Here is a 17,235-nt window from a genome sequence, read left to right as displayed (position 1 = left end):
GGCTCATCATGAATGATAAATTAAAAATAATTGTATTCATAGGAATCATCATTTGCATTATTATTGGATTTTTATTTCTTTTGGAAAAAAGGAGCGCAAGCTACACAGATACCACTCAAATCGAGAAGGCAGCAGTTAGTCAAGGACAAAAGGCCAAGAAAAAAACTGATTCAAGTAAAGATGCTGACTTACATGATATCTATCTAGCGGGAGGTTGTTTCTGGGGAGTAGAAGAGTATTTTTCACGAGTAGCGGGTGTGACAGATGCTGTTTCGGGCTATGCAAATGGTAGAGGAGAAACAACTCAGTATGAATTAATCGGCCAGACTGGACATGCTGAGACTGTTCATGTGATCTATGATGCCAATCAAATCTCTTTAAAAGAAATCCTGCTCCATTATTTCCGCATCATCAATCCAATCAGTAAGAATAAGCAGGGAAATGATGTGGGGGCTCAGTACAGAACAGGAGTCTACTATACAGATGAGAAAGATTTAGAAGTCATCAATCAAGTTTTTGACCAAGTTTCTAAGAAGTACGACCAGCCTCTAGCGGTTGAAAAGGAAGCCTTAAGCAATTTTATCGTGGCTGAAGATTACCACCAAGACTATCTCCAGAAAAACCCTAATGGATATTGCCATATCAATGTCAATCAAGCATCCTATCCTGTTATTGATGCAAGTAAATATCCAAAACCGAGTGACGATGAATTGAAAAAACTTCTGTCTCCTGAGGAGTATGCTGTGACTCAAAATGGTCAAACAGAACGTGCCTTTTCAAATCGTTACTGGGATCAATTTGAAGCAGGTCTTTATGTGGATGTTGCGACTGGCGAACCTCTCTTTTCTTCGAAAGATAAATTTGAATCGGGCTGTGGTTGGCCAAGTTTTACCCAGCCTATCAGTCCAGATGTTGCGACCTACAAGGAAGACAAGTCATACAATATGGTCAGAACAGAAGTCAGAAGTCGAACAGGGAATTCTCACCTAGGACATGTCTTTACAGATGGACCTCAGGACAAGGGAGGTCTACGCTATTGTATCAATAGTCTATCCATCCATTTTATCCCAAAGGATCAAATGGAAGAGAAGGGTTATGGCTATTTGTTGGATTATGTTGAGTGATTTTGAGATTATTAAAAAGTGTTTACTAGAAATATATTTTAATTCATAAGAAGTGTAGAATTTGGATTTTAGAAGCGGTTGGGCAATTTAATAGAACATGTTGGTAGTATTCTTGCAAATATTTCGATATTGAAAATAAGTAAGGCGAAAGTTATCCGTTTTTCAATGCTTGAAGCTATCTACTAATAACTAGGTCGCTAGCCAGATGATTTATTGAAATATCTACCAAATTAAAAATGTTCGATTTATCTCGAAAATATTTTGTAAAAAAATCAACAAAATATTATAATAAGATTATGAAAACGGAATAAAGGAGATGTCTTTAAGGACAAGAACAAAGCTGACATGGAAGATAGAAAAAAGCTACAAAAATTTGCCATTCGTAAACTGAGCATGGGAGTGGGCTCGGTATTGATTGGACTTGCCTTCATTGGAGGAACACTTGAACCGAAACTGGTTCAGGCTGATGAAACCAAGCAAGTTTCCTTTCATTACTTAGCAGAATCGGAGTTGACAGCTGCTGAACGTGAACTCATTCATCATGAATTGCCACAAGATTTGAGCCAAGATAACTATTATTTAGTTTATCGCAAGAAGGGACAAGCCGTCTTACCTCAAACTGGATCTATCAGCTTCCCCTTGGCTGGTGTTGGTCTTTTGACTGCTAGTTTGGTGGTTTTCCTATTTTCAAAGAAAAAACCTTCTAAGATAGTTGGAGTGTTATTGATTGCTTCTGTAGGTAAGAGTTTATTACTACCTTATCAAGTATTTGCTTTTGAACACAAGGACTTGCTAGCTTATGATCAGACTAAAACCCTTGTGTCTGCAGATGGTTTCTCTCAAGGGATTATTGACATTAAAGGCTATGATTATGTCGGCTATTTATTAGAGTCGGATTTAAGAGGAACAGGGCAAGATTTAACATCTAGTGAAAATTCAGAAATTCCTGCAAAACCAGTAAATCAAGCAGCCGTTCATGAAATTCCCGAATTCACAGGTGGAGTATCTGGCGAATCTTTAGTCGAGTCGACTAAACCAACATTTGAAGGTGGCGTCAATGGCCCAGGAGCGGTAGCTGAAGCCTTGCCAGAGTATACCCCAGAATTGAGTAGTCAAAGTGGCGTGCCAGAAGTTCACGACAAAGCAGACTTCACAGGTGGAGTATCTGGCGAATCTTTAGTCGAGCCGTCTAAACCAGCATTTGAGGGTGGCGTCAATGGCCCAGGAGCAGTAGCTGAAGCCTTGCCTGAGTATAAAGCAGAATTGAGTAGTCAAAGTGGTGTGCCAGAAGTCCACGCCAAACCAGACTTCACAGGCGGAGTATCCGGCGACTCCTTGGTTGAGCCAACAAAACCAACATTTGAAGGTGGCGTCAATGGCCCAGGTACAGTAGCCGAAACCTTACCAGATTATGAAGGTGGTGCAGTTCCAGTTGATACTCTGAAACAGGACCTCCCTGAGTTCACAGGTGGTGTATCAGGTGAATCTTTAGTTGAGCCAACTAAACCAACATTTGAAGTTGGAGTTAATGGCCCAGGTACAGTAGTCGAAGCCTTACCAGAGTATATCCCAAAATTTAGTAGTCAAAGTGGCATCCCAGAAGTCCATGACAAACCAGACTTTACAGGTGGCGTATCCGGCGAATCCTTAGTCGAGCCGTCAAAACCAACATTTGAAGGTGGAGTTAATGGCCCAGGTACAGTAGCCGAAGCCTTACCAGAGTATGAAGGTGGTGCAGTTCCAGTTGATACTCTGAAACAGGAGCACCCAGAGTTCACAGGCAGTGTATCCGGTGAATCCTTAGTTGAGCCAACAAAACCAACATTTGAAGGTGGAGTCAATGGCCCAGGTACAGTAGCTGAAGCTTTGCCTGAGTATACACCCGAATTGAGTAGTCAAAGTGGCGTCCCAGAAGTCCATGACAAACCAGAGTTTACAGGTGGCGTATCCGGCGAATCCTTAGTCGAGCTACCTAAACCAACATTTGAAGGTGGAGTCAATGGTCCAGGTACAGTAGTTGAAGTCTTACCAGAGTATGAAGGAGGCGCAGTTCCAGTTGATACTCTGAAACAGGAAATCCCAGAGTTTACAGGTGGCGTATCAGGTGCCTCCTTAGTCGAGCCAACAAAACCAACATTTGAGGGTGGTGTTAATGGCCAAGGAGCAGTAGCTGAAACCTTACAAGACTATGAAGGTGGTGCAGTTCCCGTTGATACTTTGAAACAGGAAATCCCTAGCTATAGTGGTGGTGTGAATGCTACTGAAGTGCTGATTCAGGATACAAACCCGACTTTACATATTGAAGTCCGAAAAGAGTTGATTCCTAAACAAACTAGGGAAAAGATTGATCCAGACATGCTTGTCGGTGAAACAAGAATTGAGCAAGTCGGTCAAGATGGTGAGAAAGAGATTGTTACCAGCTATGAGGAAAAAGATGGGAAACGTATTTCAGAGCCGAAAGAAACAACACGGATTTTAAAAGAAGCTAAAGATCAGGTTATCATCCGTGGAAGTAAGGAAAAGGAAGAAATTAAACCTGAACCTGTCCTAACTCTTTCAAATATTACTGGAAATTCGATGGGCCGTTCAGCTCGCTTAAGTTATAATCTGAACAAGGCAGATGGCGTTACCGTCTCAAAAATTAGTGCCACTATCAAAGCCAAGGGGTTAGAGGATCAGACCATTGACTTAACGAGTGATCAACTGGAAGCAACAGTTGACAATCTAAAACTCTATACGGATTACACCATATCTACAAAGATGGTCTTTAATCGTGGTAAGGGTGAGGAGAGCACTCTGCTTGAGGACAAGAAGCTTCGTTTAGAGCTTAAAAAACTAGAAATAAAAGACGTCAAGGAAACAAGCCTTATCAAGGTTGACAATGGCAGAGAGTCTGAGATTCAACACTTGACAGAAGCGCCAATGAACTTGGAAGACTACTACCTCAAGATTAGTTCAGAGGACCATAAGACTAGCCGTTTAGCCATCAAGTCTATTCAAACTGAGAGAATAAACGGAAAAGAGTATTACAAGGTGACTGCTGAGGCAACTGACTTGATTCAACGTAATGCTCAGAAAACCTTTGAAGAAGGCTACAGTTACTACTTGGCTAAGTCAAGTGCTGATTCTCCTACGATTTCTGCTGTAAAAGAATACACTTATCAGGATATTCAAGATTATGATAGTCGCCATGATCAAGCCTATCGAAACCTTGAAAAATTGCAACCTTTCTACAATAAAGAATGGATTGTAAATCAAGGAAACAAGCTGGATCTTGATCACAATCTAGCCAAGAAAGAGGTAGTCTCTGTTATTGCTATGAAGGGGCAAGAATTTGTGACGGACCTGTCAGTGGCAGACCATATCATGGTTCATTATGCAGACCAGACCAAGGATGTATTTGCAATCACCTCGCAAGATTCTGGCTTGACTGCCATCAAGGAATACAAGATTGCCGACTTGGATGTGCTGTATACTCCAGATATGCTGGTTAAGGACCGTTCAGCCCTTGTTAAGGAATTGACATCTATCCTGAAAACAGTGGACTTACAGTCGGAGGGAGTTTATCGAATCCTAGATGATCAAACCACTAGCCTTGATAAAAAGGTTGAGGCCGTGAAGAATTGGTACCTAGAAGAAAGCTTTGTAGAAGTCAAAGCTCAGCTGGGAACTCTGGTTGATAAGTTACTTACAAATCTAGACTACCAGTGGAATGATTCACCTGCTAGCATGGCTTCCTTGAAGCAAAAAGTTCAGGATCACCAGTCTGCTATCATGCTGGGACTTGCTTATCTCAATCGCTATTATGGTATCCGATTTGCCGATTACAATCTGAAAGAACTCATGCTCTTTAAACCAGATTTTTATGGCCAAAATGTGGATATCTTAGATCGGTTGATTGAACTCGGTTCAAGAGAAAGCAACCTAAAAGGCGACCAGACTCATGAAACTTTTGCCAGAGTCTTAGCCAAGGATACAAAATCTGAAGATTTACATGCCTTCTTAGACTACAACAGACAGCTGTTGACGACTGACAAGGATATGAATGACTGGTTTGTGAATGCCACCAAGGGCCATGTGTACATAGCAGAGCGAGCTTCGAAGAATCAAGAAATTGCAAATCGGAAGCATCGAGCTTATGACAATCTTAATAACTGGTTGCATCGCAATATGATTCTGCCTTTGTTGAATGTGAAGAAGGCACAGATGTTCCTGATTTCCAACTACAATACCATTACCTTCGGATCAGCTGATAAATCTGGCAAAACCATAGACCAGATGAAAGCTGACATTGACCTAGTCGCGGACCGTCAGTTGACTTACTTGGACTTTTGGTATCGACTTGCCGCTGATGATGTCAAAGACCGTATGGTTAAGAGTGACTTTAATGTAGCTACACCAGTTTGGGAAGGCTATCGCGTTGATGGACGTGGCTGGGTAGAGCGTTATGGACATACAAGTGGTATGGCAGACTACGCGCCAATTCGTGAAGTATTTGGGCCAGCAGGTCGCTACTATAAGGACAATAAGCTAGGAGCCTATGCCTCTATCTATCCTAATATCAATGTCAGAGATGCTGTTCACTTTGTAGAAATAGATATGATGAGTGAGTATGGTTTGTCTGTCTACACCCATGAGACAACTCACGTCAACGATCGTATTGTCTATCTGGGGGGATACAAACATCGTGAAGGAACCTATGTAGAAGCCTATGCTCAGGGTATGCTCCAGTCACCGGCTGAGGAAGGCCATCAGGGTGAATATGGCGCTCTCGGGCTCAACATGGCTTACATGCGACCAAATGATGGGGATCAATGGTACAATCCAGATCCAACCAAGTTGCAAACACGTCAGCAGATTGACCACTACATGAAAGGTTATAATGAGGCTTTGATGCTTCTAGATTATCTGGAAGGAGAACGAGTTCTCGCTAAGAATGATCTGGCTTTGAAGAAGGCTTGGTTCAGCAAGATGACCAAGCAGATGCGCTATCAGGACAAGGACAATAAACTCCTTGCTCCTAATCAGTGGGACTATGTCCGTCCATTGACAGATGAGGAAGCCAAGACTCAGCTAAATTCTGTAGATGATCTAATCAAAAATAACATCATCACCAATAGGCATTATCAGGGAACTTACCGACCAGAAGAACTCAAGACAGCTTATGTCAATGTTAAGATGGTGGATGCTATCTACGGTGGAAATACAAGTCAGGGAGCTCCTGGAGCCATCTCCTTCAAGCATAATGCCTTCCGTATGTGGGGTTATTATGGTTACGAAAATGGTTTCCTAGGATATGCTTCTAATAAATACAAGGATGAGGCGCTGAGCGAGGGACGTGACACCCTTGGCGATGATTTCATTATCCAGAAGGTTTCGAAAGGCAAGTTCCAGAACTTGGAAGAATGGAAGAAGGCCTGGTTTGACGCTATTATTACCAAGGCAAAACGAGGAATCCATAGTTTTGAAATTGATGGTCAGCAAATTGATTCTTATGAGAAATTGCAATATTTGTTTGACCAAGCAGTAGAAACGGATTACCGAAACTTCAAGTATGGAGGCTCAGTTGCCAATTATACAGTAGCTCTGAAGAAAAAAGTCTTCCAAAAACTATTGCAGGTGACAGATGCCTTTTCATCCGAACTTTTTCCTAAAGGATAGATAAAAGTTGAAGTGATAAAAGAGTCTACTATTTTTAGATTTTCTTAGAAAGTCACATCTACTTTATCATTCTCAAAGAATAAAATTGCCAGATATCCTGTTGGGGTCTGGCTTTTATGGTATACTTAGGATATGCATAGAAAAACAGTGATTGATTTTAGGGCTTTGGGTGAGCGATACACCTTTACCCAGCCTATCAAAGAGTTAAAAACCAGAGATTTAGCAGAAGTGACAGACTTGTTAGCTCAAGTGGAAAGCTACCAAGAACAGGGCTATTATGTGGTGGGTTATGTCAGCTATGAGGCTGCGCCAGCTTTTGAGGAGAAGTTGGTGGTTCACGAGGGTCCCTTGTTAGGAGAGTATCTCCTCTATTTCACTATTCATGACAGCGTTGAAAAATCTAGCATTCCTCTGACTTATGAGGAGGTGGATTTGCCTTCAAATTGGCAGGAAGTAACATCTGCAGAGGACTATGAAAAGGCCATTGCTCAGATTCACCATCATTTACGACAGGGCGATACTTATCAGGTCAATTATACGGTTCAACTCAAGCAGGAGTTGTCTGCTAATCCTTTTGCTATCTACAATCGTATGGTGGTAGAGCAGGAAGCAGGTTACAATGCCTATGTTGAACATGACGACATGGCAGTAATTTCCATGAGTCCAGAACTCTTTTTTGAACAAAATGATCGTGAATTGACAACTCGTCCTATGAAGGGGACGACTAAACGTGGTCTGACTGATGCAGAAGACTTGAAAGAGGCCGCTTGGTTGGAGCAAGATCCCAAAAATCGTTCAGAAAATATGATGATAGTGGACCTCTTGCGCAATGATATGAATCGTCTGTCTGAGGTGGGAAGTGAGCATGTGGAACGTTTATGTCAGGTGGAACAGTATTCTACAGTTTGGCAGATGACTTCGACCATCAAGAGTCAGTTACGACCAGATATTGACCTAGTAGAAATTTTCCGTTCACTCTTTCCATGTGGCTCCATTACAGGAGCTCCCAAGATAGCGACTATGGAAATTATCAAGGACTTGGAACCACAAGCTAGAGGAGTTTATTGTGGGACGATTGGTATCTTGCTTCCCAATGGACGACGGATTTTCAATGTGGCTATTCGAACCATTCAACTGCATCGAGAGCAAGCCATCTATGGAGTCGGTGGAGGTATCACTTGGGATAGCACTTGGGAGTCAGAATATCGTGAAGTCCAGCAAAAGGCAGCTGTTCTTTATCGCAAACAGCCTCGTTTTCAATTGATTACGACAGGAAAAATCAGCCAGAAAACCTTGCTCTTTGAAAAGCAACATCTAGAAAGATTACAAAAGGCTAGTCGTTACTTTACCTTTCCATTTGAAGAAGCTGGTTTGATAGAAGCAATAGAGAAGGAGTGTCAAGCTTGTGATTTTCATCAAGACTACCGTTTGCGAATCAGTCTCAATAAGTCTGGAAAAATAGAAATTGATCGACAAGTATTGACACCACTTAGTTATAGCTTCTGTCAGGCTAAACTTTGTCTGCAAGAAGCTGATTTGCAGCAGGCCTTTACCTACTTTAAGACGACACACCGACCACATTTGACAATGGGAGAGCAGGAAATCATCTATTACACTGTTGATGGAAAATTGCTTGAAACCTCTATTGGCAATCTGGTCTTAAAAATGGATGGTAAGCTCTATACACCTCCTAGTCAGCTAGGTCTTTTACCAGGGATTTATCGTCAACACTTGCTTGAAAGCGGAGAGGTAGAAGAGAAAATATTGACTATTTCTGATTTGGAACTGGCAGAAGCCATCTATGGCTGTAATGCAGTCAGGGGCTTGTATGAATTGTCAGTAAAGGAGAACTAATTGAAATTAATATTTTTACACGGTTTGGGACAGTCAGCAGATAGTTGGAAAGAAGTTCAGGATTTGCTGGCAGATTATCCCTCTGAAGCCCTGGACTTATTTCCTTCAGGAGTTGGGACCTACCAAGAAGCCAAGGAACGCATTTATCAGCACTTATCAAAGGAAACAGAACCTTTTGTCTTAGTTGGCTTATCTTTAGGGGCTGCACTTGCATTGGAGCTTTCAAGTTTTGAGATACCAAATCTTCAGGCCTTGGTTTTGTCAGGATGTCCACTGAAATTAGCAGGTAATATTCCTTTTTACATTCAGTTGCTGAGATTCAAATTGCTTCCTAAGAGGATATATGAGAAGCAGGGGGCAGATAAGGCTCTTATGGTTGGAGTTTCTGAGGAATTAAAAACACTTGATTTAAGAGAGATTGCAAAGAATTGTCCCTACCCAAGCTTGTTGATCTGTGGTAGTCAGGATAAGCCAAACCTCAGTTCAATGAAAAGTATTCATGAACTGATGCCAGATTCCCAGTTTGAGATCATCCCTGACGGCCCTCATGTCCTGAATAGGGCAAAACCAAAAGAGTTTGCAGAATTAACCAGAAGTTTTCTTGAATTGCTGAAACAAGTTTGATAAAATAATATTGAGATTGATATTATAATTTTAGGAGAAAATCATGAACAAACGTCATCTATTAAAACTAGGCCTAGTTTCTTTACCTGTCCTTGCTCTGTTTTTACATCCTGTTGTTGCAGATGAAAGTATCCATTTTTCAAGCTGTAAGGAAGCTTGGGAGAATGGTTATGCAGATATTCATAAGGGAGAACCAGGTTATTCTGCTACCCTGGATAAGGATCATGATGGGATTGCTTGTGAATCGAAGAATGCGCCTCAGGGAGTTTTAAAAGAGAAAAAGACGAGTGCATCTCAAGCTAACAACAATGTAGCACCAAATAGTGCAACACCAAATAGTGCAGTATCTGCTCCTAGTGTAGCAGCTGAAAGTGGCTGGGTTCGTCAGAATGGATCTTGGTACTATTTTTCTGAAAATGGGAAACCAGTAACAAATACTTGGCAGGGTGCTTACTATCTCAAGTCAGATGGAAGAATGGCTGAAAATGAGTGGGTATACGATAACTATTACCAAGCCTGGTATTACCTCAAATCAGATGGATCTTATGCACGCAATACTTGGCAAGGAAGTTACTACCTCAAATCAGATGGTAAAATGGCTCAGGGTGAATGGATTTATGATTCTTACTACAAAGCCTGGTATTACCTCAAATCAGATGGATCTTATGCGCATAATACTTGGCAAGGTGCTTACTACCTTAAGTCAAATGGTAAAATGGCTCAGAGTGAGTGGGTCTATGACTCTTCCTACCAAGCCTGGTATTACTTGAAATCAGATGGATCTTATGCTCGCAATGCATGGCAAGGAAACTACTATTTGAAATCGGATGGTAAAATGGCAAAAAATGAGCGAGTAGATGGTGGGCGCTACTATGTAGATGCCTCTGGTTTGTGGAAACCATAGAATAGAAAAAAATTCTGGAAAGTTAATGCAAACCTTTGCACTGATGGTCAGATTTTGTTATACTAGTACTGTAAGCATTTTCAATTAAGGATAAGGAGAAGACGATGAGTCAAAAGATTATTGGGATTGACCTTGGTGGAACTTCTATCAAGTTCGCTATTTTAACGCAAGAAGGAGAAATCCAAGAAAAATGGTCTATCAAGACTAACATTTTGGATGAAGGAAGTCATATCGTAGACGATATGATTGAATCGATTCAACATCGTTTGGGCTTGCTTGGATTGTCTGCTGAAGATTTCCGTGGAATTGGTATGGGATCACCTGGTGTGGTTGACCGTGAAAAAGGGACTGTTATCGGTGCCTATAACCTCAACTGGAAAACTCTTCAACCAATCAAAGAAAAAATGGAAAAAGCCTTGGGTATTCCATTCTTCATTGACAACGACGCCAACGTGGCAGCTCTTGGTGAGCGTTGGATGGGTGCTGGTGAAAACCAACCAGACGTTGTCTTTATGACACTTGGTACAGGTGTTGGTGGCGGTATCGTAGCAGAAGGTAAATTACTCCACGGTGTTGCTGGTGCTGCAGGTGAACTTGGACATATCACAGTTGACTTTGACCAACCAATCGCATGTACGTGTGGTAAAAAAGGCTGTCTTGAGACAGTAGCTTCAGCAACAGGGATTGTCAACTTGACTCGTCGTTATGCAGATGAATACGAAGGCGATGCAGAGTTGAAACGTTTGATTGATGACGGAGAAGAAGTAACAGCTAAAACTGTCTTTGATTTGGCAAAAGAAGGGGACGACCTTGCTTTGATCGTTTACCGTAACTTCTCACGTTACTTGGGTATTGCATGTGCCAACATCGGTTCAATCCTTAACCCATCAACAATTGTTATCGGTGGAGGGGTATCAGCTGCAGGAGACTTCCTTCTCCAAGGCGTGCAAAAGGTTTATGATGAAAATACCTTCCCACAAGTTCGTATAACCACTAAGCTGGCTCTTGCCACTCTAGGAAATGACGCTGGAGTTATCGGAGCAGCATCACTTGTATTGCAATAAATAAACATAAAAAGGAGAAAATTGCTTTCCGTAAGCGAGTGATTTTCCTCCTTTCTTTTTTTATGCTATACTAGTTAAGACAATAATTGAGGTGAGAGTAAATGACAAAAGCAGACACGATTTTTAAAGAAAATATCGAGCGAATTCTCAATGAAGGAGTCTTTTCAGAACAAGCTCGTCCCAAGTATAAGGATGGAACAGTAGCTAACTCCAAGTACATCACAGGTGCTTTTGCGGAGTACGATTTGTCTAAGGGGGAATTTCCCATCACGACCTTGCGCCCCATCGCAATCAAATCAGCCATCAAGGAAGTACTTTGGATCTACCAAGACCAGACCAATAGTTTGGAAGTACTCAATGACAAGTACAATGTTCACTACTGGAATGATTGGGAAGTGAGAGATACAGGGACAATCGGCGAACGTTATGGGGCTGTTGTTAAGAAGCATGACATCATTAACAAGATTCTCAAACAGTTAGAAGCCAATCCTTGGAACCGTCGCAATATCATCTCACTTTGGGATTATCAGGCCTTTGAGGAGACAGATGGTCTTCTTCCATGTGCCTTCCAGACCATGTTTGATGTCCGTCGAGTAGATGGGGACATCTATCTAGATGCGACCTTGACCCAGCGCTCTAATGACATGCTGGTGGCTCATCATATCAATGCTATGCAGTATGTGGCTCTTCAGATGATGATTGCTAAACACTTTGGTTGGAAAGTTGGGAAATTCTTCTACTTTATCAATAACCTTCACATTTATGACAATCAATTTGAACAAGCTCAGGAATTGCTTCGTCGTGAGCCTTCAAATTGCCAACCACGTTTGGTCTTAAATGTACCAGACAAGACCAACTTCTTTGATATTAAAGCAGAGGATTTTGAGCTGGTTGATTATGATCCAGTCAAGCCACAGTTGAAGTTTGACTTGGCAATTTAATACTCTCTGAAAATCTCTTCAAACCACGCTAGATTCCTAGTTTCCTATTTGGTTTTTATTGAGTATAAAAGAATAGAAAAAAAGAAGTTGAGAAAAAATCTCAACTTCTTTTGTTGCTTAGTGTGATACGCGACGACGCGCTGCTTTCTTACGATTTTCTTCGATGAAAGCTGCTTTTTGTTCTTCTGGTTCGATCACTTTCTTTTTAACTGCGTATACTGCACCTGCAACTGCAGCGACAGTTCCTGCAATACCTGTTACAAGACCTTTAGCGAATCCTTTAGCCATGAGTATTCCTCCTTTAACTTATAAATCAGCCAGCTACCTCAAGAGGTCGTATTTTTCTGACTGACCTTTTTATGATATAATAATAGTAACGAAAAAATGGGAATTTTTCAAGGAAAAAAGATGAAAACAAAAATAATTGTGATTGTTGGACCGACTGCAGTTGGAAAGACAGCTCTAGCCATTGAAGTTGCTAAGCATTTTAATGGTGAAGTAGTTAGTGGAGATAGCCAACAAGTCTATCGAGGACTAGATATTGGGACAGCCAAGGCTAGTCCAGAGGAGCAGGCAAGTGTTCCTCATCACTTGATTGATGTGAGAGAGGTAACCGAGTCTTACTCGGCTTTTGATTTTGTTTCAGAGGCCAAGACAGCTATTGAGGATATTCAAAGTCGAGGTAAGCTCGCTATTATTGCTGGTGGGACAGGACTTTATATCCAGAGTCTGCTAGAGGGCTATCATCTAGGTGGAGAGACACCTCATGAGGACATTTTAGCCTATCGGACTAGTTTGGAACATTATACAGATGAGGAATTAGCTCATCTGGTGGAGCAAGCAGGTCTTGAGATTCCCCAGTTTAATCGTCGTCGTGCTATGCGTGCCTTGGAAATTGCCCATTTTGGTCATGATTTGGAAAATCAAGAGACTTTATATGAGCCACTGATTATTTGCTTGGATGATGAGCGTAGTCAGCTTTATGAACGGATTAACCACCGTGTGGATTTGATGTTTGAAGCTGGACTTCTAGACGAAGCCAAGTGGCTGTTTGACCATTATCCAGATGTTCAAGCTGCTAAAGGGATTGGCTATAAGGAACTATTTCCCTATTTTCGAGGTGAGCAGAGCCTGGAAGAAGCTAGTGACAGCCTCAAACAGGCGACACGTCGTTTTGCCAAGCGCCAGCTAACCTGGTTCCGTAATCGCATGCAGGTGACCTTTTATCAGATAGGAGAATCTGGTGTAAAAGACCGTATTTTAAACCAGATTGAGGAGTTTTTAAATGATTGAAACGGAGAAAAAAGAGGAGCGAGTCCTGCTGATTGGTGTTGAACTCCAGGGCATGGATAATTTTGACCTCTCCATGGAAGAACTGGCTAGTCTGGCTAAGACGGCTGGTGCGGTTGTAGTCGATAGTTACAGACAAAAACGTGAAAAATACGACTCTAAGACTTTTGTCGGATCTGGTAAATTAGAAGAAATTGCTCAAATGGTGGATGCAGAAGAAGTCACGACTGTCATCGTCAACAACCGTTTGACACCACGTCAAAATGTCAATCTAGAGGAAGTGCTAGGAGTCAAGGTTATTGACCGAATGCAGTTGATTTTGGATATCTTTGCCATGCGGGCTCGAAGCCATGAAGGAAAACTTCAAGTCCACCTAGCCCAGCTTAAGTATCTCTTACCTCGCTTGGTTGGTCAGGGAATTATGCTCAGCCGTCAGGCTGGGGGCATTGGTTCTCGTGGACCTGGTGAAAGTCAGCTAGAACTGAATCGTCGTAGTGTTCGTAACCAAATCACAGATATCGAGCGTCAGCTCAAAGTCGTTGAGAAAAATCGAGCGACAGTTCGAGAAAAACGTTTGGAGTCAAGTACCTTTAAGATTGGTTTGATTGGCTACACCAATGCTGGAAAGTCAACTATCATGAACACTTTGACCAGCAAGACCCAGTATGAGGCAGATGAGCTCTTTGCGACTCTGGATGCGACAACTAAGAGCATCCATCTGGGGGGCAATCTTCAGGTTACCTTGACTGACACCGTTGGGTTTATTCAAGATTTGCCGACAGAGTTGGTGTCTAGTTTCAAGTCGACCTTGGAAGAAAGCAAGCATGTAGACCTTTTGGTTCATGTTATCGATGCCAGCAATCCTTACCATGAGGAACATGAAAAAACGGTCCTCTCTATCATGAAAGACTTGGACATGGAGGATATTCCTCGCCTAACCCTTTATAATAAAGCGGATTTGGTGGAAGATTTCACGCCTACTCAAACGCCTTATGCATTGATTTCTGCCAAGTCTAAAGATAGTCGAGAACAGTTGCAAGCTTTATTGCTAGATAAGATCAAGGAAATTTTTGAAGCCTTTACTTTGCGCGTGCCTTTTTCTAAGTCTTACAAGATTCATGATTTAGAGAGTGTTGCTATCCTAGAAGAACGTGACTACCAAGATGACGGCGAAGTCATTAAAGGCTACATTTCTGAGAAAAATAAATGGAGATTAGAAGAATTTTATGACTGATATCAAATCATTAGCTCTCAAATATGGTGGCTATACAAGTCTAGACAAGGTATATTTGGACCAGCTTCTAGCTGGTAGGTCTGAAGAGGAGCAACTAGCTCTCATTACCCCTCCCCCCAGCGTAGTGAATGCCTACTTTGCAGAACTCTACCAGAAAAAAAGTCCTCAAGCTGCGACAGATTATTTTGCGGAATTGACTCAGGAGCTAAACCTTTATAATACTGAACCAAGTTTCACGGAAGAAAGCAAACCCTTTATTCGTCTTAATCTGTCAGGCAAATCTTTTGGTTTTTGCTATGAGAAAGAAGGTCTGGGTCGGATTTTCTCAGAAACTGAGGAAACAATCACAGCTGACTTGCTTTTTGAAATTGCGCAAATTTTCCCCCATCAGCTAGTTTTTGAGGAGTCTGGGAAAATTTACATGAAGGCAATCGGAGAAGAGGAAGTTGTTAACGTGGAAAATCTTACAGCTTTGACAGATTTGGAAAGCTTGGCAGATGGTCGCAAGCGTCTCAAAGGCTATAGTCAAGAAGATTTATTACAAGAAGCTAAAGCCTATACTGGTAAGCTTTATTATCGCTCAGAAAACCGCACCGCTATGTTATATATTGATTAATTAGAAAGTATCGAATGGATATTCAATTTTTAGGAACGGGGGCTGGTCAGCCCTCCAAAGCCCGCAACGTTTCAAGCCTTGCCCTGAAACTCTTGGACGAGATTAACGAAGTTTGGCTCTTTGACTGTGGCGAAGGAACACAAAATCGCATTCTGGAAACTACGATTCGACCACGCAAGGTCAGCAAAATCTTTATCACCCACTTGCATGGAGACCACATCTTTGGCTTGCCAGGATTTCTCTCTAGTCGTGCCTTTCAAGCCAATGAAGAGCAGACGGATTTGGAAATCTATGGTCCCCAAGGTATTAAGTCATTTGTCTTAACTAGTTTGCGTGTCTCTGGTTCACGTCTGCCATATAAGATTCATTTCCATGAATTTGACCAAGATTCTCTTGGGAAAATCCTTGAAACAGATAAATTCACGGTGTATGCGGAAGAGTTGGATCACACTATTTTCTGTGTGGGTTATCGTGTCATGCAAAAGGATCTAGAAGGGACCTTGGATGCTGAAAAGCTCAAGGCTGCTGGTGTGCCATTTGGACCACTCTTTGGAAAAATCAAAAACGGTCAGGATGTTGTCCTAGAAGACGGCACCGAGATCAAGGCAGCAGACTATATCTCAGCACCACGCCCTGGTAAGATTATCACCATTTTGGGAGATACTCGAAAAACAGATGCTAGTGTGCGTCTTGGAGTCAATACAGATGTTCTTGTCCATGAGTCCACTTATGGCAAGGGTGATGAGAAGATTGCCCGCAACCACGGTCACTCAACCAATATGCAGGCTGCGCAGGTGGCAACAGAAGCGGGAGCCAAACGACTCTTGCTCAACCATATCAGTGCACGCTTCCTTTCAAAAGACATTAGCCAACTCAAGAAAGATGCTGCAACGATTTTTGAAAATGTCCATGTGGTTAAAGACCTAGAAGAAGTGGAAATCTAGGATCTCGAGAAAGGATAAATATGTCTACTATTCTCATTACGGGTGCTAGTGGTGGTCTAGCTCAAGAAATGGTCAAACTCTTGCCCAATGATCAATTGATTTTGCTGGGTAGAAACAAGGAAAAATTAGCTCAACTATACGGAAATCATCCACAGGCTGAATTTGTTGAGATTGACATTACCGATGGTACAGTCCTAGAAACTTTAGTAGCCGAACTCTATCAGCGTTATGGCAAGATTGATGTCTTGATTAACAACGCTGGCTACGGGATCTTTGAAGATTTTGACAAGATCTCTGATCAAGATATTCATCAGATGTTTGAGGTTAACACCTTTGCTTTAATGAATCTGTCTCGGTTAGTTGCAGCTCGTATGAAGGAGACACGAAAAGGTCATATCATCAATATCGTCAGCATGGCAGGTTTGATCGCTACTGCTAAGTCTAGTCTCTACTCGGCGACCAAGTTTGCGGCCATCGGTTTTTCAAATGCTTTACGGCTCGAACTCATGCCTTATGGTGTCTATGTGACAACGGTCAATCCGGGTCCGATTCGTACGCCCTTTTTTGACCAAGCTGACCCAGACGGCAGTTATCTAAAATTGGTTGATCGTTTCCTACTCGAGCCAGATGCAGTAGCTAGAAAGGTCGTCAAAACCGTAGGAAAAAATAAACGGGAACTAAATCTTCCAATCTTGCTCAATCTAGCCCATAGGTTTTACACCCTCTTTCCCAAGTTAGCAGATAAGTTAGCTGGGGAGACTTTTAATTATAAGTGAGAAAGCTGTTCCCTTGAGGAATGGCTTTTTTCTATATCTTTGGGCGACTATTCATCAAAAATAATCCCTGAAAATACTGGTAGTTCATCTCTATTTGATAGTTTTAGAGTATAATTGAGATAAGAAAGCAGATTAAAGACAGAATAAACTCCGAGTCTAACATAACTAAAAGTATATCTATAGTAGAAGATTATGAAGTCAAG

At 41.8% G+C, this 17,235-nt stretch carries 13 protein-coding genes; 12 read left to right on the top strand and 1 reads right to left on the bottom strand.

The annotated features are described in order from the left end of the window. The first annotated feature begins 8 nt into the window (after window positions 1-8). The 7 genes from msrB to HMPREF1116_RS05350 all read left to right on the top strand — a co-directional run bounded on the left by msrB (window position 9) and on the right by HMPREF1116_RS05350 (window position 12,172). Window positions 9-1,124, top strand: coding sequence for a peptide-methionine (R)-S-oxide reductase MsrB (gene msrB, locus HMPREF1116_RS05380; protein ID WP_000998319.1), 1,116 nt, complete (start codon window positions 9-11; stop codon window positions 1,122-1,124). Between the two features lie 345 nt (window positions 1,125-1,469). Next, entirely contained in the window at window positions 1,470-6,785 is a 5,316-nt protein-coding gene (locus HMPREF1116_RS05375; RefSeq protein ID WP_000390142.1) for an SIALI-17 repeat-containing surface protein, read from the top strand. 132 nt (window positions 6,786-6,917) lie between these two features. Next, window positions 6,918-8,639: an aminodeoxychorismate synthase component I gene (gene pabB / locus HMPREF1116_RS05370; protein ID WP_000554836.1), complete on the top strand. Its 1,722-nt coding sequence runs from the start codon at window positions 6,918-6,920 to the stop codon at window positions 8,637-8,639. Next, window positions 8,640-9,263 carry an alpha/beta fold hydrolase gene (locus tag HMPREF1116_RS05365; protein ID WP_000766563.1) on the top strand — a complete coding sequence of 208 codons (624 nt, stop codon included), beginning with the start codon at window positions 8,640-8,642 and terminating at the stop codon, window positions 9,261-9,263. A 43-nt stretch (window positions 9,264-9,306) separates the two neighbouring features. Then, window positions 9,307-10,167, top strand: a complete 861-nt coding sequence (locus tag HMPREF1116_RS05360) for an excalibur calcium-binding domain-containing protein (RefSeq protein WP_001042202.1) — start codon at window positions 9,307-9,309, stop codon at window positions 10,165-10,167. Between the two features lie 104 nt (window positions 10,168-10,271). Further along, the gene (locus tag HMPREF1116_RS05355; protein ID WP_000078555.1) at window positions 10,272-11,231 is read left to right on the top strand and encodes an ROK family glucokinase; all 960 of its coding nucleotides are present in this window, start codon (window positions 10,272-10,274) and stop codon (window positions 11,229-11,231) included. A gap of 101 nt (window positions 11,232-11,332) precedes the next feature. Beyond that, window positions 11,333-12,172, top strand: coding sequence for a thymidylate synthase (locus HMPREF1116_RS05350; RefSeq protein ID WP_000158643.1), 840 nt, complete (start codon window positions 11,333-11,335; stop codon window positions 12,170-12,172). Between the two features lie 117 nt (window positions 12,173-12,289). On the opposite strand, the gene HMPREF1116_RS05345 is transcribed toward HMPREF1116_RS05350, so the two are convergent. Continuing rightward, window positions 12,290-12,460, bottom strand: coding sequence for a DUF3042 family protein (locus HMPREF1116_RS05345; RefSeq protein WP_001051776.1), 171 nt, complete (start codon window positions 12,458-12,460; stop codon window positions 12,290-12,292). A 120-nt stretch (window positions 12,461-12,580) separates the two neighbouring features. Here HMPREF1116_RS05345 and miaA point away from each other — a divergent pair, with 120 nt between their 5' ends. From miaA to HMPREF1116_RS05320, 5 genes are read left to right on the top strand one after another with little or no spacing between them, the layout of a single operon-like run. Beyond that, window positions 12,581-13,465 (top strand): tRNA (adenosine(37)-N6)-dimethylallyltransferase MiaA, encoded by an 885-nt coding sequence (gene miaA, locus HMPREF1116_RS05340; protein ID WP_000850162.1) that lies wholly within the window; start codon window positions 12,581-12,583, stop codon window positions 13,463-13,465. Next, window positions 13,458-14,696 carry a GTPase HflX gene (gene hflX / locus HMPREF1116_RS05335; RefSeq protein ID WP_000573173.1) on the top strand — a complete coding sequence of 413 codons (1,239 nt, stop codon included), beginning with the start codon at window positions 13,458-13,460 and terminating at the stop codon, window positions 14,694-14,696. The genes miaA and hflX overlap by 8 nt, the downstream gene beginning before the upstream one ends. Continuing rightward, complete coding sequence (locus HMPREF1116_RS05330; protein ID WP_000129683.1) at window positions 14,689-15,312, top strand: cystathionine beta-lyase; 624 nt, start codon at window positions 14,689-14,691, stop codon at window positions 15,310-15,312. Before hflX ends, HMPREF1116_RS05330 begins: the two co-directional genes overlap by 8 nt. Window positions 15,313-15,326: 14 nt before the next feature. Then, window positions 15,327-16,256 carry a ribonuclease Z gene (gene rnz / locus HMPREF1116_RS05325; RefSeq protein WP_000354327.1) on the top strand — a complete coding sequence of 310 codons (930 nt, stop codon included), beginning with the start codon at window positions 15,327-15,329 and terminating at the stop codon, window positions 16,254-16,256. A gap of 20 nt (window positions 16,257-16,276) precedes the next feature. Then, the gene (locus tag HMPREF1116_RS05320; protein WP_000104110.1) at window positions 16,277-17,032 is read left to right on the top strand and encodes an SDR family NAD(P)-dependent oxidoreductase; all 756 of its coding nucleotides are present in this window, start codon (window positions 16,277-16,279) and stop codon (window positions 17,030-17,032) included. The last annotated feature ends 203 nt before the right edge of the window (window positions 17,033-17,235 follow it).

Source organism: Streptococcus sp. SK140 (assembly GCF_000259525.1).
In the GTDB taxonomy this organism is placed as follows: domain Bacteria; phylum Bacillota; class Bacilli; order Lactobacillales; family Streptococcaceae; genus Streptococcus.
The sequence above is the reverse complement of the archived record's forward strand: the minus strand, read 5'-3'. Positions and strand labels throughout refer to the sequence as shown.

What these genes read in the sequence shown, in the direction of transcription:
- HMPREF1116_RS05345 (WP_001051776.1), bottom strand. Translation starts at nt 12,460, where the DNA reads ATGGCTAAAGGATTCGCTAAAGGTCTTGTAACAGGTATTGCAGGAACT.
- HMPREF1116_RS05320 (WP_000104110.1), top strand. Translation starts at nt 16,277, where the DNA reads ATGTCTACTATTCTCATTACGGGTGCTAGTGGTGGTCTAGCTCAAGAA.
- rnz (WP_000354327.1), top strand. Translation starts at nt 15,327, where the DNA reads ATGGATATTCAATTTTTAGGAACGGGGGCTGGTCAGCCCTCCAAAGCC.
- miaA (WP_000850162.1), top strand. Translation starts at nt 12,581, where the DNA reads ATGAAAACAAAAATAATTGTGATTGTTGGACCGACTGCAGTTGGAAAG.
- msrB (WP_000998319.1), top strand. Translation starts at nt 9, where the DNA reads ATGAATGATAAATTAAAAATAATTGTATTCATAGGAATCATCATTTGC.
- HMPREF1116_RS05355 (WP_000078555.1), top strand. Translation starts at nt 10,272, where the DNA reads ATGAGTCAAAAGATTATTGGGATTGACCTTGGTGGAACTTCTATCAAG.
- HMPREF1116_RS05330 (WP_000129683.1), top strand. Translation starts at nt 14,689, where the DNA reads ATGACTGATATCAAATCATTAGCTCTCAAATATGGTGGCTATACAAGT.
- HMPREF1116_RS05360 (WP_001042202.1), top strand. Translation starts at nt 9,307, where the DNA reads ATGAACAAACGTCATCTATTAAAACTAGGCCTAGTTTCTTTACCTGTC.
- hflX (WP_000573173.1), top strand. Translation starts at nt 13,458, where the DNA reads ATGATTGAAACGGAGAAAAAAGAGGAGCGAGTCCTGCTGATTGGTGTT.
- pabB (WP_000554836.1), top strand. Translation starts at nt 6,918, where the DNA reads ATGCATAGAAAAACAGTGATTGATTTTAGGGCTTTGGGTGAGCGATAC.
- HMPREF1116_RS05350 (WP_000158643.1), top strand. Translation starts at nt 11,333, where the DNA reads ATGACAAAAGCAGACACGATTTTTAAAGAAAATATCGAGCGAATTCTC.
- HMPREF1116_RS05375 (WP_000390142.1), top strand. Translation starts at nt 1,470, where the DNA reads ATGGAAGATAGAAAAAAGCTACAAAAATTTGCCATTCGTAAACTGAGC.